The sequence below is a fragment of the Roseivivax isoporae LMG 25204 genome (assembly GCF_000521865.1).
In the GTDB taxonomy this organism is placed as follows: domain Bacteria; phylum Pseudomonadota; class Alphaproteobacteria; order Rhodobacterales; family Rhodobacteraceae; genus Roseivivax; species Roseivivax isoporae.
In genome coordinates, this window is record NZ_JAME01000002.1 from 145,075 (window position 1) to 165,440 (window position 20,366).

General features: G+C 71.4%; 20 protein-coding genes. 12 read left to right on the forward strand and 8 right to left on the reverse strand.

Features of this window, described 5'->3' with window-relative positions:
* On the forward strand, window positions 1-1,146 hold the full coding sequence (locus tag RISW2_RS01835) for a hypothetical protein (protein ID WP_043765761.1): 1,146 nt from the start codon (window positions 1-3) through the stop codon (window positions 1,144-1,146).
* A gap of 4 nt (window positions 1,147-1,150) precedes the next feature.
* Here the strand turns inward: RISW2_RS01835 and RISW2_RS01840 are convergent, their stop codons facing one another.
* The 6 genes from RISW2_RS01840 to RISW2_RS01860 form a co-directional block, all read right to left on the reverse strand.
* Window positions 1,151-1,837, reverse strand: coding sequence for a M48 family metalloprotease (locus RISW2_RS01840; RefSeq protein WP_043765762.1), 687 nt, complete (start codon window positions 1,835-1,837; stop codon window positions 1,151-1,153).
* Between the two features lie 97 nt (window positions 1,838-1,934).
* Window positions 1,935-2,369, reverse strand: coding sequence for an OsmC family protein (locus tag RISW2_RS01845; RefSeq protein ID WP_043765764.1), 435 nt, complete (start codon window positions 2,367-2,369; stop codon window positions 1,935-1,937).
* Window positions 2,370-2,443: 74 nt separating this feature from the next.
* Entirely contained in the window at window positions 2,444-3,628 is a 1,185-nt protein-coding gene (locus RISW2_RS01850; RefSeq protein WP_043765765.1) for a vWA domain-containing protein, read from the reverse strand.
* A gap of 48 nt (window positions 3,629-3,676) precedes the next feature.
* Window positions 3,677-3,844 carry an apolipoprotein acyltransferase gene (locus RISW2_RS23850; protein WP_084615208.1) on the reverse strand — a complete coding sequence of 56 codons (168 nt, stop codon included), beginning with the start codon at window positions 3,842-3,844 and terminating at the stop codon, window positions 3,677-3,679.
* Complete coding sequence (locus RISW2_RS01855; protein WP_043765767.1) at window positions 3,841-5,223, reverse strand: DUF2927 domain-containing protein; 1,383 nt, start codon at window positions 5,221-5,223, stop codon at window positions 3,841-3,843. The genes RISW2_RS23850 and RISW2_RS01855 overlap by 4 nt, the downstream gene beginning before the upstream one ends.
* Window positions 5,223-5,678, reverse strand: a complete 456-nt coding sequence (locus tag RISW2_RS01860; RefSeq protein ID WP_043765769.1) for a GNAT family N-acetyltransferase — start codon at window positions 5,676-5,678, stop codon at window positions 5,223-5,225. The genes RISW2_RS01855 and RISW2_RS01860 overlap by 1 nt, the downstream gene beginning before the upstream one ends.
* A 230-nt stretch (window positions 5,679-5,908) precedes the next feature.
* Here RISW2_RS01860 and RISW2_RS01865 point away from each other — a divergent pair, with 230 nt between their 5' ends.
* The 7 genes from RISW2_RS01865 to RISW2_RS01895 all read left to right on the forward strand — a co-directional run bounded on the left by RISW2_RS01865 (window position 5,909) and on the right by RISW2_RS01895 (window position 16,137).
* Window positions 5,909-7,327 (forward strand): cryptochrome/photolyase family protein, encoded by a 1,419-nt coding sequence (locus RISW2_RS01865; RefSeq protein ID WP_043765771.1) that lies wholly within the window; start codon window positions 5,909-5,911, stop codon window positions 7,325-7,327.
* Between the two features lie 123 nt (window positions 7,328-7,450).
* Window positions 7,451-8,680 carry an SAM-dependent methyltransferase gene (locus RISW2_RS01870; protein ID WP_043765772.1) on the forward strand — a complete coding sequence of 410 codons (1,230 nt, stop codon included), beginning with the start codon at window positions 7,451-7,453 and terminating at the stop codon, window positions 8,678-8,680.
* Window positions 8,681-8,686: 6 nt separating this feature from the next.
* Entirely contained in the window at window positions 8,687-9,127 is a 441-nt protein-coding gene (locus tag RISW2_RS01875) for a TrgA family protein (protein WP_043765774.1), read from the forward strand.
* A gap of 10 nt (window positions 9,128-9,137) precedes the next feature.
* Complete coding sequence (locus tag RISW2_RS01880; protein ID WP_043765776.1) at window positions 9,138-10,259, forward strand: NUDIX domain-containing protein; 1,122 nt, start codon at window positions 9,138-9,140, stop codon at window positions 10,257-10,259.
* A gap of 55 nt (window positions 10,260-10,314) precedes the next feature.
* Entirely contained in the window at window positions 10,315-11,343 is a 1,029-nt protein-coding gene (locus tag RISW2_RS01885) for a cysteine synthase A (RefSeq protein ID WP_043765778.1), read from the forward strand.
* 10 nt (window positions 11,344-11,353) lie between these two features.
* Window positions 11,354-13,762 (forward strand): DUF3772 domain-containing protein, encoded by a 2,409-nt coding sequence (locus RISW2_RS01890; protein WP_051491744.1) that lies wholly within the window; start codon window positions 11,354-11,356, stop codon window positions 13,760-13,762.
* A complete protein-coding gene (locus RISW2_RS01895; RefSeq protein WP_211238653.1) occupies window positions 13,759-16,137 on the forward strand; it encodes a molybdopterin-dependent oxidoreductase in 2,379 nt (792 codons plus the stop codon). Before RISW2_RS01890 ends, RISW2_RS01895 begins: the two co-directional genes overlap by 4 nt.
* Here RISW2_RS01895 and RISW2_RS01900 read toward each other — a convergent pair.
* On the reverse strand, window positions 16,082-16,480 hold the full coding sequence (locus RISW2_RS01900) for a rhodanese-like domain-containing protein (RefSeq protein WP_043765780.1): 399 nt from the start codon (window positions 16,478-16,480) through the stop codon (window positions 16,082-16,084). The two genes, RISW2_RS01895 and RISW2_RS01900, sit on opposite strands and share 56 nt — an antisense overlap.
* 91 nt (window positions 16,481-16,571) lie before the next feature.
* Here RISW2_RS01900 and RISW2_RS01905 point away from each other — a divergent pair, with 91 nt between their 5' ends.
* From RISW2_RS01905 to RISW2_RS01915, 3 genes are all read left to right on the forward strand, one after another.
* Window positions 16,572-17,864, forward strand: a complete 1,293-nt coding sequence (locus tag RISW2_RS01905) for an NAD(P)/FAD-dependent oxidoreductase (RefSeq protein ID WP_051491745.1) — start codon at window positions 16,572-16,574, stop codon at window positions 17,862-17,864.
* 90 nt (window positions 17,865-17,954) lie between these two features.
* Window positions 17,955-18,701: an SDR family NAD(P)-dependent oxidoreductase gene (locus RISW2_RS01910; RefSeq protein WP_043765788.1), complete on the forward strand. Its 747-nt coding sequence runs from the start codon at window positions 17,955-17,957 to the stop codon at window positions 18,699-18,701.
* A gap of 31 nt (window positions 18,702-18,732) precedes the next feature.
* Window positions 18,733-18,969: a hypothetical protein gene (locus RISW2_RS01915; RefSeq protein WP_043765790.1), complete on the forward strand. Its 237-nt coding sequence runs from the start codon at window positions 18,733-18,735 to the stop codon at window positions 18,967-18,969.
* Window positions 18,970-19,024: 55 nt separating this feature from the next.
* Here RISW2_RS01915 and ssb read toward each other — a convergent pair whose 3' ends face one another.
* Window positions 19,025-19,555: a single-stranded DNA-binding protein gene (gene ssb / locus RISW2_RS01920; RefSeq protein ID WP_043765792.1), complete on the reverse strand. Its 531-nt coding sequence runs from the start codon at window positions 19,553-19,555 to the stop codon at window positions 19,025-19,027.
* Between the two features lie 195 nt (window positions 19,556-19,750).
* Between ssb and RISW2_RS01925 the strand changes: the two genes are divergently transcribed.
* Window positions 19,751-20,362: a lytic transglycosylase domain-containing protein gene (locus tag RISW2_RS01925; protein WP_043765795.1), complete on the forward strand. Its 612-nt coding sequence runs from the start codon at window positions 19,751-19,753 to the stop codon at window positions 20,360-20,362.
* The last annotated feature ends 4 nt before the right edge of the window (window positions 20,363-20,366 follow it).

Below are 20,366 nucleotides of genomic sequence, written 5' to 3' on the forward strand. Positions count from 1 at the left end.
GTGGCGCGCGGTCCGGACGGAACGGGCGGCGGCAGCGGGTTCTCGCTGGCCGACCGCCTCTTCAACGCCGAAAGCGTCGGGCAGCTCGCCGCCGAACACGCGGTGCTGCCCGGCTTCGACGCCGACAGGTTCCGGCAGGAGGCGCTGGCGGGCCTGCCCGGCCGCGGGCTGCTCGAGCGGCTCGACTGGCTTGCCACCTGCCTCGAGGCACAGCTGCCGCGGGACTTCCCCGCCATGGCCGAGGCGCTCGAGGCGGCGATGCCGCCGCCGCTCGATCCCACGCGCGACGACGACGATTTCGGCCGGTTCATCCACGCGGTGCCGGGCATCCTCGCGGTGCGCCACGGGCTCGAGAATCATCGCGACCGCGCGCTCGACCTGCTGCACGCGGCGACGCGGCGGTTCTCGATGGAGTTCTACATCCGCCCGTTCCTGAACCGCTGGCCGGACGCGACGCTGGCCCGGCTCGACGCGTGGACCCATGACCCGAACTACCACGTGCGCCGCCTCGTCAGCGAGGGCACGCGGCCGCGGTTGCCCTGGGCCGCCAACGTGACGCTCGATCCGCTGGTGCCGCTGCGCTTCCTCGACGTGCTGCACGCCGATCCCACGCGCTACGTGACGCGGTCGGTCGCGAACCACCTGAACGACCTGTCGAAGCGGGTGCCGGACGCGGTGACCGAGCGCCTCTCCGCCTGGGCCGCTGACGGGCGGCAGGATCGGACGGAGCTCGACTGGATCACGCGGCACGCGCTGCGCACGGCGGTGAAGCGGGGCGAACCCGGCGCACTGGCGCTTCTCGGCTACGATCCCGACGCCGACGTCGAGGTCGACCTGTCGGTGCCCGCGGCGGTGCAGGTCGGCGACAGCCTCGCCCTGCGGGTCGGGATCGCCGGCGCGGGCCCCGCCAAGGTGGTCGTCGACTACCGCGTGCGGTTCTTCCGTCCGGGCGGCCGCGTCGGCGAGAAGGTGTTCAAGCTCGGCCGAGGCACCGTGTGTCCGGACCGGCCGCTGGTCCTGTCCAAGGCGCACCGGATCAAGGGCGACGCCACCACCTTCACCTGGCATCCCGGGCCGCATGTCCTGATCGTGCAGGTGAACGGCCGCGACCGCGCGCAGGCGGAGTTCGACGTGCAGGGCGCCTGAGCGCTCAGGCCCTCGACCAGCGTGCCTCGAGCGCCTCGAGCGCCGCGATGCGCTCGGTGGTCTTCGGGTGGCTCATGAGCCAGGCGGGCGCCCCCTTGCCACCCGAACGCGTCAGCGCGTCGAGCTTGGTAAAGAGCGATTTCTGCGGGCCGATGCCGATGCCCGCGCGGCTCAGGAGGGCCGCGGCATAGGCGTCGGCCTCGTATTCGTCGCCCCGGGACAGCCGTGCGGCGAGCAGCGTCATCAGGCCGTTGGCGATGGCGACGCCCACGCCCGGCAGGAACCGGTTCAGCACCATGGCGAGCGCCGTGCGGATCGCGTTCTGGCCGGAGAAGTCGATCATCCGCCGCCGCGCATGCCCGAGCGCCACGTGGCCCAGCTCATGCGCGATGACGCTCGCGAGTTCCTCCGCCGTCACCTCGCCCGCGCGGTATTTCCGGTAGAAGCCGCGGGTGATGAAGATGCGCCCGTCCGGCGCAGCGAGCCCGTTCACCGGGTCGATCTCGTAGATGTTCACGCGGATGCGCTCGAGGTCGAGCGCGCGGGCCATCCGGTCGGTCAGCTTGCGCAGCGCCGGATCGGCAAGCTCGGTCGAGCGCGCGTCAAGCTCCCGCGCCGTGCGCCAGGCCGAGAAGCGGTACATGGCGAGCGCGTAGAGGATCGCGAGGAGGATCGGCGTGAACTTGAGCATGCGGGAAATATGGGGTGGGGGCGGCGCCGCGCCAAGCGGGAAACGCCGCGCACCGGGGCCCGGTCGAGGGGCCCCGGCAAGGTCGCGAGGGCCGGGGTCAGGCCAGCTTCGCGTCCATGGTGATCTCGGCGGTGCCGCCGGCATAGAGCTTGGAGATCGGGCAGCCTTCCTTGGCGGCGTTCGCGGCCTTGGCAAAATCCTCCTCGGACATGCCCGGCACCTTCGCCGTCACGTCGAGATGGATCTTGGTCACGGAGAAGCCGCCGTCGACCTGCTCGAGCGACACGGTCGCCTTGGTCGCGATCTCGTCCGGTGTCGCGTCGTGCTGGCCGAGGATCATCGACAGCGCCATCGAGTAGCAGGCCGCGTGCGCCGCGCCCACGAGCTCCTCGGGGTTCGAGCCCGCCTGGCCCTCGAAGCGCGTGTTGAAGCCGTAGGGCGTGTCGTTCAGCACGCCCGACTCGGTCGAGACATGGCCCTTGCCGGACTTGAGGTCGCCCGACCACTTCGCGGAACCGCTCTTGTTGATCATGTGCCGTCTCCTTTCAGGAAATTGGTGGCTTTCGGCGGGCGACCTAATCCGCGGCAACCGCAAGTCCACAGCGGTCAGCGGCTGAGCATCCGCATCCCGCGGTCGATCCCGTCGAGCGTCATCGGCACCATCCGGTCGTCGAAGATCTCGCGGATCATGCCGATCGACTGGGTGTAGTCCCAGTACTGCTCGGGGACCGGGTTGATCCAGAGGTGGTCGGGCCATTGCGTCCGCGCGCGGTCGAGCCAGACCTGTCCTGCCTCGGCGTTCCAGTGCTCGTTCGCGCCGCCGGCATAGGCGATCTCGTAGGGCGACATCGACGCGTCGCCGACGAAGATGCACCGGTAGTCGCCGCCATAGGTCCTGAGCAACTCGGCGGTCGGGGTCTGCGCGTCCCATCGGCGGCGGTTGTCGGTCCAGACACCCTCGTAGAGGCAGTTGTGGAAGTAGTAGGCGCGCAGGTGCTTGAACTCGGCGCGCGCGGCCGAGAACAGCTCCTCCACGACCTTCACGTGCGGGTCCATCGATCCGCCCACGTCGAGGAACAGCAGGACCTTGACCGCGTTGCGCCGCTCGGGCCGCGTCTGCACGTCGAGATAGCCGTGCTCGGCCGTGGCGCGGATCGTGCCATCGAGGTCGAGCTCCTCTGCCGCGCCGTCGCGGGCCCACTTGCGCAGGCGCTTGAGGGCGACCTTGATGTTGCGCGTGCCGATCTCGACCTGGTCGTCGAAGTCGCGGAACTCGCGCCGGTCCCAGACCTTTACCGCGCGCCGGTGCCGCGAGCGGTCCTGTCCGATGCGCACGCCCTCGGGATTGTAGCCGTAAGCGCCGAAGGGCGAGGTTCCGGCGGTGCCGATCCATTTCGAGCCGCCCTGGTGGCGGCCCTGCTGTTCGCGCAGCCGCTCCTTCAGCGTCTCCATCAGCTTGTCGAAGCCGCCCAGCGCCTCGATCTCGGCCTGTTCCTCCGGCGTCAGGTGCTTTTCTGCCATGCGCCGCAGCCAGTCCTCGGGCAGGTCCACGGCCTGCATCACCGCCTCGGCCGGGATGTCCTCGAGCCCCTGGAAGCAGTGCGCGAAGGCCCGGTCGAACCGGTCCATGTGCCGCTCGTCCTTGACCATCGACGTGCGGGCGAGGTGATAGAACGCCTCGATGTCGTAGGTTGCGAGCCCCGCGCGCACGGCCTCGAGAAAGGTGAGGTACTCGCGCAGCGAGACCGGGACGCCCGCGGTGCGGAGGGTATCGAAGAAGGGCACGAACATGGCCCGGTTCTAGCGCAAGCGGCGGCCCCTGGCGATGGGGCGGCGGCCTCAGGCCAGGGTCTTTTCCAGCGCGATGGTGGCGACGAGCCCGACCAGCGCGAAGAGGATCGCGTAGCCGGCCGCGTATTGGGCGATGTCGAGCCGGTTGCCCTTGCGCCGCTTGGCGGTCATCCCGCCGATGACGGCGCCGAGGAGCGCGCCCAGAATGACGATCATGTGCGCCCGATCCTTCCGTCCAGCGTGCCGTTGAGCGGGTTGAGCGCGCCGATCTCGCGCATCTTCGCGCGCACCGCCCAGTCCGCGCCGAACCCGTATCGTGCCCAGCCGAGGCTGTCCAGACGCACCGCCTGGCCCTCGGCCACGCGCCCGTCGAGGTCGAGCGCCTCGGCCCTGAGCAGCATGAGCGTCGACAGGAGCGCGGCGTTCTCGTGGCGCGCCGCCACCTCGAGATGCGGGCGCAGGAGCGCCAGCGCCTCGTCCGGGCGGTTGCGGGTGATGGCGTAGGCGGCCAGTTGCGAGGCCACGTAGGCGCGGTGGAGCGTGGTGTAGGGGCTCGTCGCGAAGATGCGGTCGGCGCGCTCGAACTCGGTCTTCGCCGCCTCCGGGTTCTCGTCGAGCAGGATGCGCCCGACCGCGTAGTGCGAGAAGCCCCGCCGGTGGTCCCGCCAGCCCGCCTCCGCGGCGATGCGGAGCGCGCGCAGCGCCGCCGCGCGCCGGTCGCCGTCGCCCGCACCGGGGCCGAGCGCGGTCTGGATCGCGTCGATCCATGTCCGCGGCGTTGCCGAGACGGCCCGCGGCGCCACCCGCTCGCCCGCCGGGTTGAGGCGGGCGAGGATGGCGGGCAGGCGCGCGGCCACCTCCTCGCGCGTCATGCCCGAGGCAAGCGCCGGGTCGTTGTAGGCGCGCAGGACCAGCATGTCGAAGCCGGTGAGCACCGTGTGCACGTTGTCGTCGTTGAAGACCGAGTCGGGCAGCCGGTAGAGGTCGTTGAGCGGCCCGATGGCCTGTGCGAGCTCCTCGTGCAGGCAGTCGCGCACCTCCTGCGGCGGGGCGTCGGCGGGGACGAAGATCGCGGCGGTCTCGCGCCGCTCGAGCTTCGACCAGGATACGCGGGACGACCGGCGCGCGGCGCGGTATTCCGCGAGCGACGCGACGCCCGGCACGACGAAGCAGGCGGCCTGCGGCAGGTTCGCGCGGATCTCGGAGCGCGGCACCGCCTCGACCACGAGTTGCGCGCGTCCGCTGGTGCGCGCGATGTCGATGCCGGCCTCGGTGCGCAGCCGCTGCAGCAGGCGCGCGAGGTCGGGGCCGAGGGTGGGCGGCGGCGTGCCGGCGACGCGCACGCGGATCGGCTCCTCGAACCGGGTGAGCCGGGGCAGCGCGCGGCCCGATTCGAGCGTGAAGGACAGATCGAGGAAGTCCCGCGCGATGTCGGCGTTCGAGAGCCCGGGCGCGTCCGGGCGCGGGGCGGGAAAGACCTTCATCGCCGGCAGGGTGCTGTTCTCCACCGTCGCGGCGCGGGTGGCCACGTCCTGCGGCACGGCCGGCACGCAGGCGGTGGCGAGCAACACGAGCGGAAGGATCAGCCGGCGCATCACGACCGCTGGTACTTCAGGAACGGGGTTTCCACGCCGACCCGGTCGTAGAGCCGGCGCGCCGTCGCGTTGAAGCTCTGCGTCAGCCAGTAGACCTGTCCTGCGCCCGCGCGGTCCGCCTCGGCATACACGGCCTCGATCAGCGCCCGGCCGACGCCGGTGCCGCGCCTCTCGGGCACCGCGTAGAGATCCTGCAGGTAGCACACCTCCTCGACCCGCCAGGCGTGGCGGTGGAAGAGGAAGTGCACGAGCCCCACGAGCCGGCCGTCCGCCTCGGCCACGAGCGCGCGGTGGCTCCGCGGGTCGTCGTCGAGAAGGCGGGCAAAGGTCGTGCGGTAGACCTCCTCGGAGACCTGCGTCTCGTAGAAGTCGAGATAGGCCGTCCAGAGGTCGCGCCAGCAGGGCTGGTCCTCGGGTACGAGCGGGCGCACCGCCGGGAGGGATGTGTCGGTCACGTCGGTCCTGCCTGCCTTGTCGGGCGGCCGCGGGGGGCCATGCCGCTCTTCTTGTCGTTTCTCGCGCCAGCATAGGACAATCCTTCGCCGCTTGGCCATCGCCGCGGCGCCGGGCACGGCGAAACCGGCGGAACCTGTCGCAGCGCCGCCGCAGCCGGCGCCGTTGACCGGGGCCGACGGGCCCTATGTCCTGCCCGGACCGACCGCACCGACCTGCCGCAGGAGAGCCCATGCCCGACGCCCCGACGCTTTTGTGGATGCGCCGCGACCTGCGGCTCAGCGACCACCCGGCGCTCGCCGCCGCCCTCGACCGGGGCGGGCCGGTGATCCCGGTCTTCATCCGCGACGGGCTCGTGGACGCGCTCGGGACCGCACCCGCCTGGCGCCTGGGTCTCGGCATAGGCCATCTCGACGGGGCGCTGCGGGACAAGGGAAGCCGCCTGACCCTGCGCAGCGGCAACGCCGCCGAGGTGCTGCTGGAGCTCGTCGAGGAGACGGGTGCCCGCGCGGTCCACTGGATGCGCGCCTACGATCCCGACAGCGTCGACCGCGACACCCGGGTGAAGGAGGCGCTGAAGGCGCGGGGCATCGCCGCCGAAAGCTTTGCCGGGCACCTGATGTTCGAGCCGTGGACGGTCGAGACCGGGCAGGGCGGCTACTACAAGGTCTACACGCCCTTCTGGCGCGCGGTGAAGGAGCGCGATGTCGCCGCGCCGCTCGCCGCGCCGTCGGACCTTGCCGCGCCGGACAGCTGGCCCGGGAGCGAGACGCTCGGGGATTGGGGGCTCGGCCGCTTCATGGACCGCGGCGCGGAGGTCGTGCGCCCCTACGTGCGGCTCGGCGAGGATGCCGCGCAGGGGAGGCTCGGCGCCTTCATGGCGTCGAAGGTGGCGGCGTACGACACGGCCCGCGACATCCCCTCCGAGGACGGGACCTCGGGGCTGTCCGAGAACCTGAGCCTCGGCGAGATCACCCCGCGCCAGTGCTGGCACGCGGGCCTGCGCGCCCGCGAGGAGGGCAAGACCGGTGCCGAGACCTTCCTGCAGGAGCTCGTCTGGCGCGAGTTCGCCTACCACCTCATGTGGCACACCCCGCGGCTCTTGACCGGGAACTGGCGCGAGGAATGGGACGGCTTTCCCTGGAACGAGGACCGCCGGCGCGCCGAGGTCCGCGCGTGGGAACGCGGGCGCACCGGCGTGGCCTTCGTCGACGCGGCCATGCGCGAGATGTACGTGACCGGCCGCATGCACAATCGCGGCCGCATGATCGTCGCAAGCTACCTGACCAAGCACCTGATGACGCATTGGCGCATCGGCTGCGACTGGTTCGAGGACTGCCTCATCGACTGGGATCCGGCGTCGAACGCGCTTGGCTGGCAATGGTCGGCGGGCTCCGGCCCGGACGCCACGCCCTATTTCCGGGTGTTCAACCCCGAGACGCAGCTCGACCGCTTCGACAAGGGGCGCACCTATGTCCGGCGCTGGATTGCGGAAGGGCAGAAATCGCCGCCCAAGGAGGCGCTGAGCTATTTCGACGCGATCCCGCGGTCGTGGAAGATGTCGGCGCAGGACGATTACCCCGCGCCGGTCGTCGGCCCCAAGGAAGGCCGCAAGCGCGCGCTCGAAGCCTATGAAAATCGCGACTTCTGAGCGCAGGACGCGCGGTCCGGGCGGCCATGCGCTTGCCTGTGCGAAGCGCCCCGCTATAGCGTCTGGTGAAACCGGGCCCGCGGCATCGACGTGGCTTGGACACGGACAACGGGGAAACCGGACATGACTGCGACCCTTCCGCGACGGACGACGCCGCTGGCGGAGCTGCGCGACGCGCCGCCATACTTCCTGCGCGCCGCCGAGGCCGCCGGCCCGCTGGTGCCCGGCAAGCTCTATGTCACGCTGCCCTCGGGCGACTGCGTGCTGCTGTCGAACGGCCGGCCGGGGCCGGTGAGCGAGATCGTCGTGCACGACCCGGAGGTGTTCCGCACGCTTTTCCGCGACGGCTGGCTCGCCTTCGCCGAGGCCTATCTCGAGGGCGGCTGGTCCTCGCCCGACCTGCAGGCGTTCCAGGATCACACCTACGCGATCGACTTCGACCTCTACGACACGCATTTCGCGGGCGCGGCGCTCGTGCGCGCCTTCGAGAAGCTGCGGTTCTGGCTGCAGTCGAACACGAAGCGGCAGGCGCGGCGCAACATCGCCTACCATTACGATCTCGGGAACGAGTTCTACCGGCTCTGGCTCGACGACACGATGACCTATTCCTCGGCGCTCTTCCGCACCGGGCAGGAGAGCCTCGAGAAGGCGCAGACCGCGAAATACGATTCGATGATCGATCGGATGGGCGCGCGCCCGGGCGACCACGTGCTCGAGATCGGCTGCGGCTGGGGCGGGTTCGCCGAACACGCGGCGGGCCAGCGCGGGCTCCGGGTCACGGGCGTCACCATCAGCCGCGCGCAGCTCGACTACGCGCAGGCGCGGATCGCGCGGGCGGGGCTGTCGGACCGGGTGGACCTGCGGCTGCAGGACTACCGCGACGTGCAGGGCACCTTCGACGGCATCGCCTCGATCGAGATGTTCGAGGCGGTCGGCGAACGCTACTGGCCGACCTACTTCCGCACCGTCCGCGAGCGGCTCAAGCCCGGCGCCAACGCCACGCTGCAGATCATCACCGTCGATCACGGCCGCTGGGACGCCTACCGCAAGGGCGTGGATTTCATCCAGAAATACATCTTTCCGGGCGGTATGCTGCCGTCGCCGGTAGTGCTGCGCGACGAGGTCCGGCGCGCGGGCCTCGACGTGGCGGGGTCTGTGGAGTTCGGCGAGAGCTACAGCCAGACGCTCCGTCGCTGGCACGACACATTCAACGAGAAATGGGACGAGGTCAGCCGGCTGGGGTTTGACGAGACCTTCCGCAGGATGTGGAACTTCTACCTGACGTCCTGCGCCGCGACCTTCGCCAGCGGGAACTGCGACGTCACCCAGATCACCGTGACGAGGCCAAGCTGACCTGCCATGCCCACCGCCGCCAAACTGGTCGCAGCGCTGTCGCTGGCGGCGCTCGGCTATCTGGCCTCCGAGATGGTCAAGACGTTGATGACGGAACGCACCGCGTTCGGGAGCTTCTCTCTCCTGAACGCGGGCCTCGGGTTCCTCTGCGGCTGGATCGTGATCGGCAGCCGCGCCGGGCGCGGGATGGCGGCTGCCGTGTCGAACGGGCTGACCGGGGTCGTGGCGCTGGTCTTCTGGGCGCTCTTCATCCAGTCGGTGGCCGAGATGGTGCGGCTCTCGCTGGCGCGGCGTTACGATTCCCCGGTCGAGGCCTTCGCGGCGATCTTCGAGATCATGGTGTCGTACGGCACGGTCCTGCTGAACGGATCGCTGATCGTGCTGCTGCTCGTCGGCGCGCTGGTCTGCGGGCTTCTGGCGGAGATCGGCGCGCGGCGCTGGCGCTAGGCCGCCCGCGATGACCGCGCTTTTCCTGTTCGGCACGCTGCGGCACCTGCCGCTCCTCGCGCGCGTTCTGGGCCGCGAGGAGACCGACATCGCCACGCGCCCGGCGGCCCTGCCGGACCACCGCGTCGCCGCCGTCGCCGGCGAGGATTTCCCCATGCTGGCCGAGGCGCCGGGCCGGCGCGCGGAGGGCATGCTGGTCGAGGGGCTGGGCGCCGGGGACGTGGCGCGCATCGACCATTACGAGGACGGCTTCGGCTACGCGCTCGCCCCGGTCACGGTCGAGACCGAGCAGGGTCCCGTCGCGGCGCGGGCCTACATGGCGGACCCCGCCCAGTGGAGCCCCGGCGAGGACTGGTCGTTCGACGCCTGGCGCGACCGCTGGGGCGAGATCGCGACCCGCGCGGCGGACGAGGCGATGCTGAACCTCGGCACCGGGGCGGAAGGCCCGCCGCGGTTTGCGCGGCTGGCCCGCGCCTGGGCGCGCATGATGGCGGCCGCGCCCGCGCCGCAGACCCTGCGCACCCGCATGACCGCGGCCTCCGACGTGGCGCTGCGCCGCTGGCTGCCGGGTCATGACGGCTTTTTCCGGCTGCGGCGGTTCGAGCTGTCGCACCGCACCTTCGCGGGCGGCTGGACCGATCCCGTGCGGCGCGAGGCGTTCGTGGCCTTCGACGCGGCCCTCGTGCTGCCCTACGACCCGGTGGCGGATCTCGTGCTCGTGATCGAGCAGCTGCGCTACGGGCCCATCGCGCGCGGCGACCCGGCGCCCTGGGTGCTCGAGCCCGTGGCGGGCCTCGTGGATGCGGGCGAGTCGCCCGAGGACACCGCGCGCCGCGAGGCGGTGGAGGAGGCGCATCTCGCGCTGGACCGGCTTGAGCCCATCGCGCGGGTTTATGCCTCGCCCGGCTATTCGAGCGAGTTCTTCCACTGCTTCCTCGGCCTGTGCGATCTGTCGGACCGCGGCACCATCGTCGCGGGCCTCGACGAGGAGAACGAGGACATCCGCAGCCACGTGCTGCCCTTCGACGAGGCCATGGCGCTCGTGGACTCGGGCGAGGTCAACGCGGGCCCGCTCGCCATGATGCTCCTGTGGCTGGCGCGGGCACGGCCACGCCTGCGCGAGGCTTCTTGAGATCCGGAACCGGGCAGCCTAAACCGGGGGCCCAAGCCATCTGAAGGGCTGCCACATGCGCATCGCGAGCGACCTGGCCGACGCGGTCGGCCGAACCCCCCTGATCCGGCTTCGCAAGGCCTCGGAACTGACCGGCTGCGAGATCCTCGGCAAGGCGGAATTCATGAATCCCGGCCAGTCGGTGAAGGATCGCGCCGCCCTCTTCATCATCCGCGACGCGGTCGAGAAGGGTCTCCTCGAACCGGGCGGCACCATCGTCGAGGGCACCGCCGGCAATACCGGCATCGGCCTCGCGCTCGTGGGCGCGTCGATGGGGTTCCGGACGGTCATCGTCATCCCCGAGACGCAGAGCCAGGAAAAGAAGGACATGATCCGCCTCGCCGGGGCGGAGCTCGTCCAGGTGCCCGCGGCGCCCTACAAGAACCCCAACAACTATGTGCGCTATTCCGGCCGTCTGGCCGAGGAGCTGGCGAAGTCCGAACCGCACGGCGCGATCTGGGCCAACCAGTTCGACAACGTCGCGAACCGCCGCGCGCATGTCGAGACGACCGGCCCCGAGATCTGGGAACAGACCGAGGGCCGGGTCGACGGCTTCATCTGCGCCGCGGGCTCGGGCGGCACGGTCGCCGGGGTCGCCGAGTACCTCAAGCCCAAGGGCGTGAAGGTCGGTCTTGCCGATCCCGAGGGCGCGGGGCTCCTCAAGCTCTATACCGGGCAGGACAATCCGGGCGATTCCATCACAGAGGGGATCGGGCAGGGGCGCATCACCGCGAACCTCGAAGGGTTCGAGCCCGATTTCGTCACCCGCATCGCCGATGCCGAGGCGCTGCCGGTGGTCTACGACCTGCTGCAGCACGAGGGGCTCGTGATGGGCGGCTCGACCGGCGTGAACGTTGCCGGCGCGATCCGCATGGCGCAGGAGATGGGACCGGGTCATACGATCGTGACGATCCTGTGCGATTTCGGCAACCGCTACCAGTCCAAGCTCTTCAATCCGGACTTCCTGCGCGGCAAGGGACTGCCGCCGCCGCCATGGCTCGAGCGGGCGCCGGCCTCGATCCCCGGCGTGTTCGAGGACGTGTGAGGCCACCGCCATGCGCACCCTCCGGCTCTGCCTGACGCTCCTGTGCCTCGTGCTGGGCGGCGCCGCGGCGGCGCAGCAGCAGGACGGGGGCTTCGACTACGGGCCGTGGGAAGGCACCGCCGAGCGCGCCGAGGAGGCGCTGCAATCGGGACAGGTATCGGTGCCCACGCTCGAGGCGCTGCGGACCGAGATCGCGGGCTTCCGCCAGCGGTTCATCGAACTGCAGGACACAGAGGCCGCGCGGATCCAGACCCTGCGCAACCAGATCGACGCGCTGGGGCCCCCGCCCGAGGACGGTGACGAGCCTGCCGAGATCGCGCAGCGGCGCGCGGAGCTGAACCGCCAGCTGCAGCAGACCAGCGCGCCCGCCGTTGCCGCGGGCGAGGCCTATCGCCGGGCCGACGGGCTCATCCGAGAGATCGGCGCGCAGATCCGCGAGCGCACGGCGGCCGAACTGCTGTCGCGCGGCCCGCCGCCGGTGAACCCGGTCCTCTGGCCGGGCGCGGTGCAGGACATGATGTCCTCGCTGCGCGCGCTCTTCGTGGAGGTGGACGACGCCTGGCTCAGCCCGGCGCGGCGCGGCGCGTTCCTGTCGAACCTGCCGGCGGTGATCCTGCTGAGCGCCCTCGGCATCCTGCTCGTGGCGCGGGGCGGCGCCTGGGCGGAAAGCGGCACCAACTGGCTGCGCGAACGTACCCGGCGGGGCACCGGCATCTGGCGCTTCATGGTCTCGCTCGGCCAGATCTTCCTGCCGCTTCTCGGGGTGATCGCGCTGCTCTATGCGGCGCAGACCAGCGGGCTCGTGTTCGGGCGCATCCAGGCCCTGCTGGTCCAGGTGCCGATCTGGCTCACGATCTTCTTCTACGTCCGGTGGCTCGCGGGGCAGACGTTCTCGCGCGACGACGACGTGGCGACCCTGCCGATCGAGACGCCGCGCCGGGCCGAGGCACGCGCCTACCTGAGCGTGCTGGCGCTGCTCCTCGTGCTCCGCCGCGTCCGCATCGAGCTGTCGACCTTCGACGCCCACGGCCCCGAGACGGTGGCGGTCCTGAGCTTTCCGCTGATCCTGCTGACCGGGATCGTCATGTTCCGGCTGGGCCAGATCCTGTCGCGCGCCCGGTTCGACGGCGAGGGCGAGGAGGCGCTGCAGCGGCAGGACGCCATGCACCTGCGCCTGCGGGTCGCGCGCTTCCTTGGCAAGCTCGTGATGTTCGTGTCGGCGGGCGCGCCGGTCATGGCCGCGGCGGGCTACGACGGCATCGCCATGGCCACGCTCTACCCGATGGTGGCGACGCTGATCCTGTCGGGCACGGTGCTGGTGCTGCTGCGGGTCAACGGCGACCTCTACCGGCTAATCACCGACCGTCCGGTGAGCGAGGCGCAGTCGCTGATCCCGGTTCTCGTGGGCTTTCTCATCGTCCTCTCCGCGCTGCCGCTCCTGGCCCTGGCCTGGGGCGCGCGCGTCGCGGACCTGACCGAACTCTGGACCATCTTCACCACGGGCTTCGAGCTCGGCGAGACGCGGGTGTCGCCGGGCGTGTTCCTGACGCTGGTCGCGGTCTTCGTCATCGGCTTCGTGCTGACGCGGCTCCTGCAGAGCAGTCTGCGCTCGGCGGTCCTGCCCAAGACCAAGATGGACATCGGCGGGCGCAACGCGGTGGTGGCGGGCACCGGCTATCTGGGCATCTTCCTCGCCGCGCTCGCGGCCTTCGGCGCTGCGGGCATCGACATGTCCTCGCTCGCGCTTGTCGCGGGCGCGCTGTCGGTCGGCATCGGTTTCGGCCTGCAGAACATCGTGCAGAACTTCGTCTCGGGCATCATCCTGCTGATCGAGCGGCCGATCTCCGAGGGCGACTGGGTCAAGGTCGGCGACAACATGGGTTTCGTGAAGGACATCTCGGTCCGCTCGACCCGGATCGAGACCTTCGACCATTTCGACGTCATCGTGCCGAACGGCGACTTCATCTCGGGCGTCGTGACCAACTACACGCGCGGCAACACGATCGGCCGCCTGATCGTGCCGATCTCGGTCGCCTACGGGTCAGACACCCGCAAGGTGGAATCGATCCTGCTCGGGATCGCGCGGGAACATCCGCTGGTCATGATGAACCCCGCGCCGTTCATCTATTTCTCGGGATACCAGAATTCCGCGCTGAACTTCGAGATCCGCGTCTACCTCATCGACGTGCTCGAGATCCTCGCGGTGCAGACCGAGATGAACCACCAGATCGCCGAACGCTTCGCGGCCGAGGGGATCGAGATCCCGTTCCCGCAGCGCGACATCTGGCTCCGCAATCCCGAGACGCTGGTGGGTCACGGCGAGCCCGCCCACCGCGCCTTCGCCGGCGAGGGGCAGGACGTGCGGGCCATGCCGCAGACGCTGCAGCGTCGCCGCGGCGTCGCCGGGGATCCGGAGTGAGCCCGCGGGGCAGGCTGACAGCGAACCACTGGGGCACGGGCGTCGTGACGGTGCGGGACGGCCGCATCGTCGAGGTTGCCGCGCACCCCGCCGACCCCGATCCCTCGCCCATCAACGGCAACCTCGCGGGCAGCCTGAACGGCCGCGCGCGCATCCTGCGACCCGCGGTGCGGCTGGACTGGCTCGAGGACGGGCCGGCGCCCGCGCGCGGGCGGCGGGGGCCCGATCCCTTCGTCGAGGTGACGTGGGACACCGCGCTCGACCTCCTTGCGGCCGAGATCGCGCGCTTGCGGCAGAGCCACGGCAACGACGGCATCTATGCCGGCTCCTATGGCTGGGCCAGCGCCGGGCGGTTCCACCACGCGCAGGGCCAGCTCAGGCGGTTCCTGAACGGGCAGGGCGGCTTCGTCGCCTCCGAGGGGAACTACAGCTACAACGCCGCGCTCGGGATCCTGCCGCACGTGGTCGGGCCCTACATGCGGCAGGTGGTGGACGCCACGCGCTGGTCCGTCATCGCCGCCGAAAGCGACCTCGTGGTGATGTTCGGCGGACTGCCCGACCGCAACGCGCAGGTCTCGGACGGGGGACTCGGGCTGCACCGGATGGCGGGCAACCTCGCGGCCTGCCGCGCCGCCGGCGTGCGCTTCGTCAACCTGAGTCCGCTCAGGTCGGATGCGGCCGAGGGCATCGGCGCGGAATGGCTGGCACCGCGTCCCGGCACCGATGTCGCCGTGATGCTGGGCCTCGCCCACACGCTTCTGGCCGAGGGCCTGGCCGACCGCGGCTTCCTCGACCGCTACACGACCGGCTTCGACCGCTTCGCCCGCTACGTGACCGGCGAGGCCGACGATGTGCCCAAGGATGCGGGCTGGGCCGCCGCGGTCTCGGGACTGCCGGCCGGGCGCATCGCGCGGCTTGCGCGCGAGATGGCGGCGGGACGCACGATGATCACCTGCGCCGCGGGCCTGCAGCGGGCGGACCACGGCGAGCAGCCGCTCTGGATGACCGTGACGCTGGCCGCGATGCTGGGACAGATCGGCCTGCCGGGCGGCGGCTACGGCATCGGCTACGGCGTCAACGCCACGATCGGCAACACGCAGCGGCCGTTCCGCGCCGGCGCGCTGCCGCAGGGCCGGAACCCGGTGCGCCGCGCGATCCCCGTGGCCATGGTCGCCGACATGCTTCTAGACCCGGGCGGCAGCTACGCCCACCAGGGCGCGACCCATCTGTTTCCCGACATCCGCATGGTCTGGTGGGCCGGGGGCAACCCGTTCCACCACCACCAGGACCTGAACCGCCTGCGGCGCGCCTCCCAGGTCCCCGAGACGGTGGTGGTGAACGAGATCAACTGGACCGCCACCGCGCGGCATGCCGACATCGTCCTGCCTGTGGCCGCGGCGCAGGAACGCGACGATTTCGCCGCCGGCAATTCCGACAACGCGCTGATCCCGATGCCCGCCTGCGCCCCGCCGCCCGGCGCGGCGCGGACCGAGTTCTCGATCTACGCCGCGCTCGCCGCCCGCCTCGGCGGGGCGGAGGCGTTCACGGAGGGGCTCGACGAGGACGGCTGGCTGCGCAGGCTCTGGGACGAGACCCGCGCCGCGGCCGGGCGCACGGGCGTGGACCTGCCGGACTGGGACGATTTCCTCGCGGGCGACGTGATCGCGCTGCCCGATCCCGCGCCCGACCGGGTGTTCCTGTCGGGCTTCCGCGACAATCCGGACGCGCGGCCCCTGCCGACCCCGAGTGGCCGGATCGAGATCTTCTCGGAGCGTGTCGCGGCGATGGACCTGCCCGACTGCCCGGGCCACGCGACCTTCCTGCCGGTGCGCGACGCCGTCGCCCCAGACGCCGCGGCGCATCCCTTCCACCTTCTGTCCGGCCAGCCCGCGACGCGCCTGCACAGCCAGCTCGACAACGGCGCGCTGTCGCGGGCGCACAAGGTCGGAGGACGCGAGCCGGTGCTGATCCACCCGGACGACGCGGCGGCGCTCGGCATCCGCGACGGCGACGTGGTCGAACTGTCGAACGCGCGCGGCCGCTGCCTTGCCGGGGCGCGGATCACCGACGAGGTGCGGCAAGGCTGCCTCTTCCTCTGGACCGGGGCGTGGTACGATCCGGACTTCGACGATCCGCACCACCGCTGCCGGCACGGGAACCCGAACGTGCTTACCCACGACCTGCGGACCTCGGCGCTGACGCAGAGCCCGGCGGCCCATTCCGCGCGCGTCGCGCTGCGCCGCGTGGACGGCGCGGTGCCGCCGGTGCGCGCGCACGAGCCGCCGGTCTTCGTGCCGTGGCCGCGCGCCCGAGGAAGCGTCACGTCCGGGGCGGCACCGTCTCGACCGGGCCGCCCTGCGCCACCCAGTCGGTGAAGCCGTCCTTTAGGTGCGCCGCCTCGAAGCCCATGTCGCCGAGCGCCGCGGTCGCCAGCGCCGACCGCCAGCCCGAGGCGCAGTGCAGCACGTAGGTCTTGCCCTCCTGGGCGAAGACCGGCCGGTGATAGGGGCTCTCGGGGTCGACCCAGAACTCGAGCATGCCGCGCGGCGCGTGCACCGAGCCCGGGATGGCGCCCGACCGCTCGCGTTCGCGGATGTCGCGGATGTCGACGATCACCACGTCGTCGCGGCCGTGCATGTCGATCAGCTCGGCTGTGCCGATCTCGCGGATGCGCGTGCGCGCGGCGGCGACGAGGTCTGCTGACGAGGTCTTGAGCATGCGCGGGTCCCATCCGTCCTGTTCGCGCCGATGTTGACGCGCCGCGCGCCGCCCCGCAAGGTCGCCGCCTGACGACAGGGAGGCACCGGGCATGACGCATCAGGACGCGCCGGAGCGGCCGCGCATCTCGCTCTGGGACGTCTCGGCCGACGAGGCGGGGCCGCCCGCCGAGGGGCTGTCGCGCGACCGCGTGGACGTGGCGGTCGTGGGCGGCGGATATACCGGCCTCTCGACCGCGCTGCATGCGGCCGGGGCGGGGCTGTCGGTGCAGGTGATCGAGGCCGCGCGCGTCGGGCACGGCGGGTCGGGGCGGAACGTGGGCCTCGTGAACGCGGGTGTCTGGCTGTCGCCTGGCGCGGTGCGCCGCGTGCTGGGGCCCGAACGGGGCGGGCGGTTCCTCGACTGGTTCGGCGACGGCCCCCGGCGTGTCTTCGACCTGATCGAAGCGCACCAGATGCGGTGCGCGCCGACGCGCGCGGGCACGATCCACGCCGCCCATGCCCCCCGCGCCATGACCGACCTGCGCGCGCGTCACGCGGCATGGGCGGCGCTCGACGCGCCGGTCGAACTGCTAGACCGCGACGCGGTGCGCGCGCTGACGGGGTCCTCCGCCTTCCATGGCGGGCTGCTCGACCGGCGGGCGGGCACGGTCAACCCGATGGGCTATTGCCGGGGGCTGGCGCGGGCCGCGCGCGGCGCGGGCGCGCGGATCGCCGAGGGTGTGCGCGCCATGGGCCTCCGGCCCGATCCGGGCGGCGGCTGGGTCCTGGCGACCGACGCGGGCAGCCTGCGCGCCGGTGCCGTGGTTCTCGCGACGAACGGGTATTCGGATGCGCTCTGGCCCGGGCTCGCGCGGGTCTTCACGCCGATCCGCTTCGTCCAGTTCGCGACGCGCCCGCTCGACGGGCGCGCGCCCCGCGTCCTCAAGGACGGGCAGGGCGTCTGGGACACCGGGCGCATCATGGTGTCGCTGCGCCGGGACGCGCACGACCGGATCGTGATCGGCTCCATGGGGCGGCTGCACGGCACGGTCGCCGGCGGTCTCTCGCGCCGCTGGGCCGACCGGCAGATCGCGCGGCTGTTTCCCGACCTCGCGGGCATCGGTTTCGAGGACGCGTGGGATGGCGTGATCGCCATGACCCCGGACCACCTGCCGCGGATCGCGACGCCCGCGCCCAACCTCTTCGTGCCCGTGGGCTACAACGGGCGGGGGATCACCACCGGCACGCTTTTCGGACAGGCGATCGCGGAATTCCTGACCGGGCGGGACCCGGCGCGCCTGCCGCTGCCCGCGGGCAACCTCGCGCCTGCCCGGGGGGGCCGGATCGCGGCCGCCGTCTACGACATGGCCTTCACCGCGAACCAGGCGCTGCGCGGGTTCTGAGGTTCGGGGGCTGTCGCTTCGCCGCCGCGCGCGCTAGGCAGGGAGCTGCCGGCCGCGCGCCGGCGAGATACCAAGGGAGAGACAGACGACATGGCGGACAAACCTCTGGCGCTCGTGACGGGGGCCGCTCAGGGCATCGGGCTCGCCTGTGCCGAGGCGCTGGCCGAGGACGGGGCGTCGGTGATCCTGGCGGACATCAAGGGCGAGGCGGTGATGGCCGAGGCCGCGCGGCTCGGCGGGCACGGCTATGCCTGCGACCTGGGCAAGCCTGCCGAGATCGCGGTGCTTTTCGACCGGATCGAGGCCGAGCACGGGCCGGTGTCCGTCCTCGTGAACAACGCGGGCATCGCCCGGCCGGGCGATTTCCTGGAGCTGTCGCTCGAGGACTGGCAGGCGGTGCTCGACGTGAACCTGAACGGCACGTTCCTCGCCACGCAGCGCGCCGCGCGCGGCATGGTCGCGCACGGCATCCGCGGCTCGATCGTGAACATGTCCTCGATCAACGCGCAGGTGGCGATCCCGGCGATCGCGTCCTATTGCGCGTCGAAGGGCGGCGTGATGCAGCTGACCAAGGCCGCGGCGCTTGCGCTCGCGCCCCACGGCATCCGGGTGAACGCCGTGGGCCCGGGCTCCATCGACACGGACATGATGGCGGGCGTGAACGCCAATCCCGAGGCGATGGCGCGGGTCCTGTCGCGCACGCCGCTCGGCCGCGTCGGCACCGCGCGCGAGATCGGCGACGTCGTCGCGTTCCTCGCCGGGCCGAAGTCGAGCTACGTCACCGGCGAGACGATCTACGTGGACGGCGGCCGGCTTGGCCTGAACTACACGGTGTGAGGACGGCTGGGCCGCCACGCGGAGGACGACCATGAAATCCCTTTTCGACCTGCAGAGCCCGCGGATGCGTCCGCTCTGGCTCCGGATCGCGATCACCGGGCTGACGCTCGCCTGGGCGCTGGTGGAGCTGTCGAACGGCGCGATCGGCTGGGCCATCCTGTTCGGGGCCGCGGGGCTCTGGTGCGCCTGGCAGTTCTTTGTGGTCTGGGACCCGGACAAGGCCGCGCCGCCGCGCGACGGGCAGGACGAGGGGCCGCGGTCCGACTAGCGCGGGCGCCCCGTGTCGCCGCGCGCCGCGTGCAGCGGCGCGCGGGGAAGCATCCTCAGAACGGGATCTCGTCGTCGATGTCGCGGGAGGGAGCGCGCGAGCTGCCGCCGCCCGCGCCACCGCCGCCACTGCTGCCGCCGCCGTAATCGCGGTCGCCACCGTAGCCGCCGCCGTAATCGTCGGAGTAGCCGCCGCCGCCTCCGCCGCCCGAATAGCCGCCGCCGCCGCTGTCGCCACGGCCGTCGAGCAGGGTCAGCTCGCCGCGATAGGGCCGCAGCACGATCTCGGTCGAATAGCGGTCCTGGCCGGACTGGTCCTGCCACTTGCGGGTTTCGAGCTGGCCCTCGATGTACACCTTCGAGCCCTTCTTCAGGTACTGCTCGGCGATGCGCGCGAGGGGCTCCGAAAAGATGGCGACCGAATGCCATTCGGTCTTTTCGCGCCGCTCGCCGGTGTTGCGGTCCTTCCAGTTCTCCGAGGTGGCGATGCGCAGGTTGCACACCTTGCCGCCGTTCTGGAACGTCCGCGTCTCGGGGTCGCGCCCGAGGTTGCCGACGAGGATGACCTTGTTCACGGAGCCTGCCATGACGTCCTCTCGTTGTCCGATTCTGTTGCCGCGCGCGGCGTCCGCCGGAGACTACACCAGCCCTCCGGGCATCGAAACCGGATATGGTTAACCACCCGTTTCCGCGCGGGGGCCCGCATCCGGTCAAGGGGGCTGTTCCGAAAGCGCCGTTCGGGTATAGTGGCGCAAAATTTCGCCAATGCGCATCGAGGGACAATGATTGGGACGAAGCGTTTGATCGGCGCGCTGGCCATGGTGCTGGCCATCGCGCCGCTGGCGGCAACGGCCGACGTGCTTTCGACGAAGAATCGTACGCGGCTGTTCTCCTCCCAGACCCGCGTGCTCGATACCCGGGCCGCGCGGCAGTACAACAACTCCGTCCGCCTGCAGCCGCCGACCGTCGTGACGCCGACGAAGTGGGACAGTGCCGGCGCCGAGACCGCGCCGGCCTATCGCGGCCGCTACCGCGGTGTCTATCTCGAGGTGGCGCGGGCCGCCGCGCGTCGTCACGGCGTGCCCGAGGACATGTTCCTGAGGCTCGTCCAGCAGGAATCCGGCTGGAACCCCACGGCGCGCTCGCACAAGGGCGCGCTCGGGCTCGCGCAGCTCATGCCGCAGACCGCCGCGCTCCTGCGGGTCGACCCGAACGATCCGCACCAGAATCTCGAGGGGGGCGCGCGCTACCTCAAGGCGCAGTACGTGAAGTTCCGGTCGTGGCGGCTGGCGCTTGCGGCCTACAACGCGGGTCCCGGCGCGGTCGAGAAGCATGACGGCATCCCGCCCTATGCCGAGACGCAGAACTACGTGCGCGCCATCCTCGGCGGCTGAGACC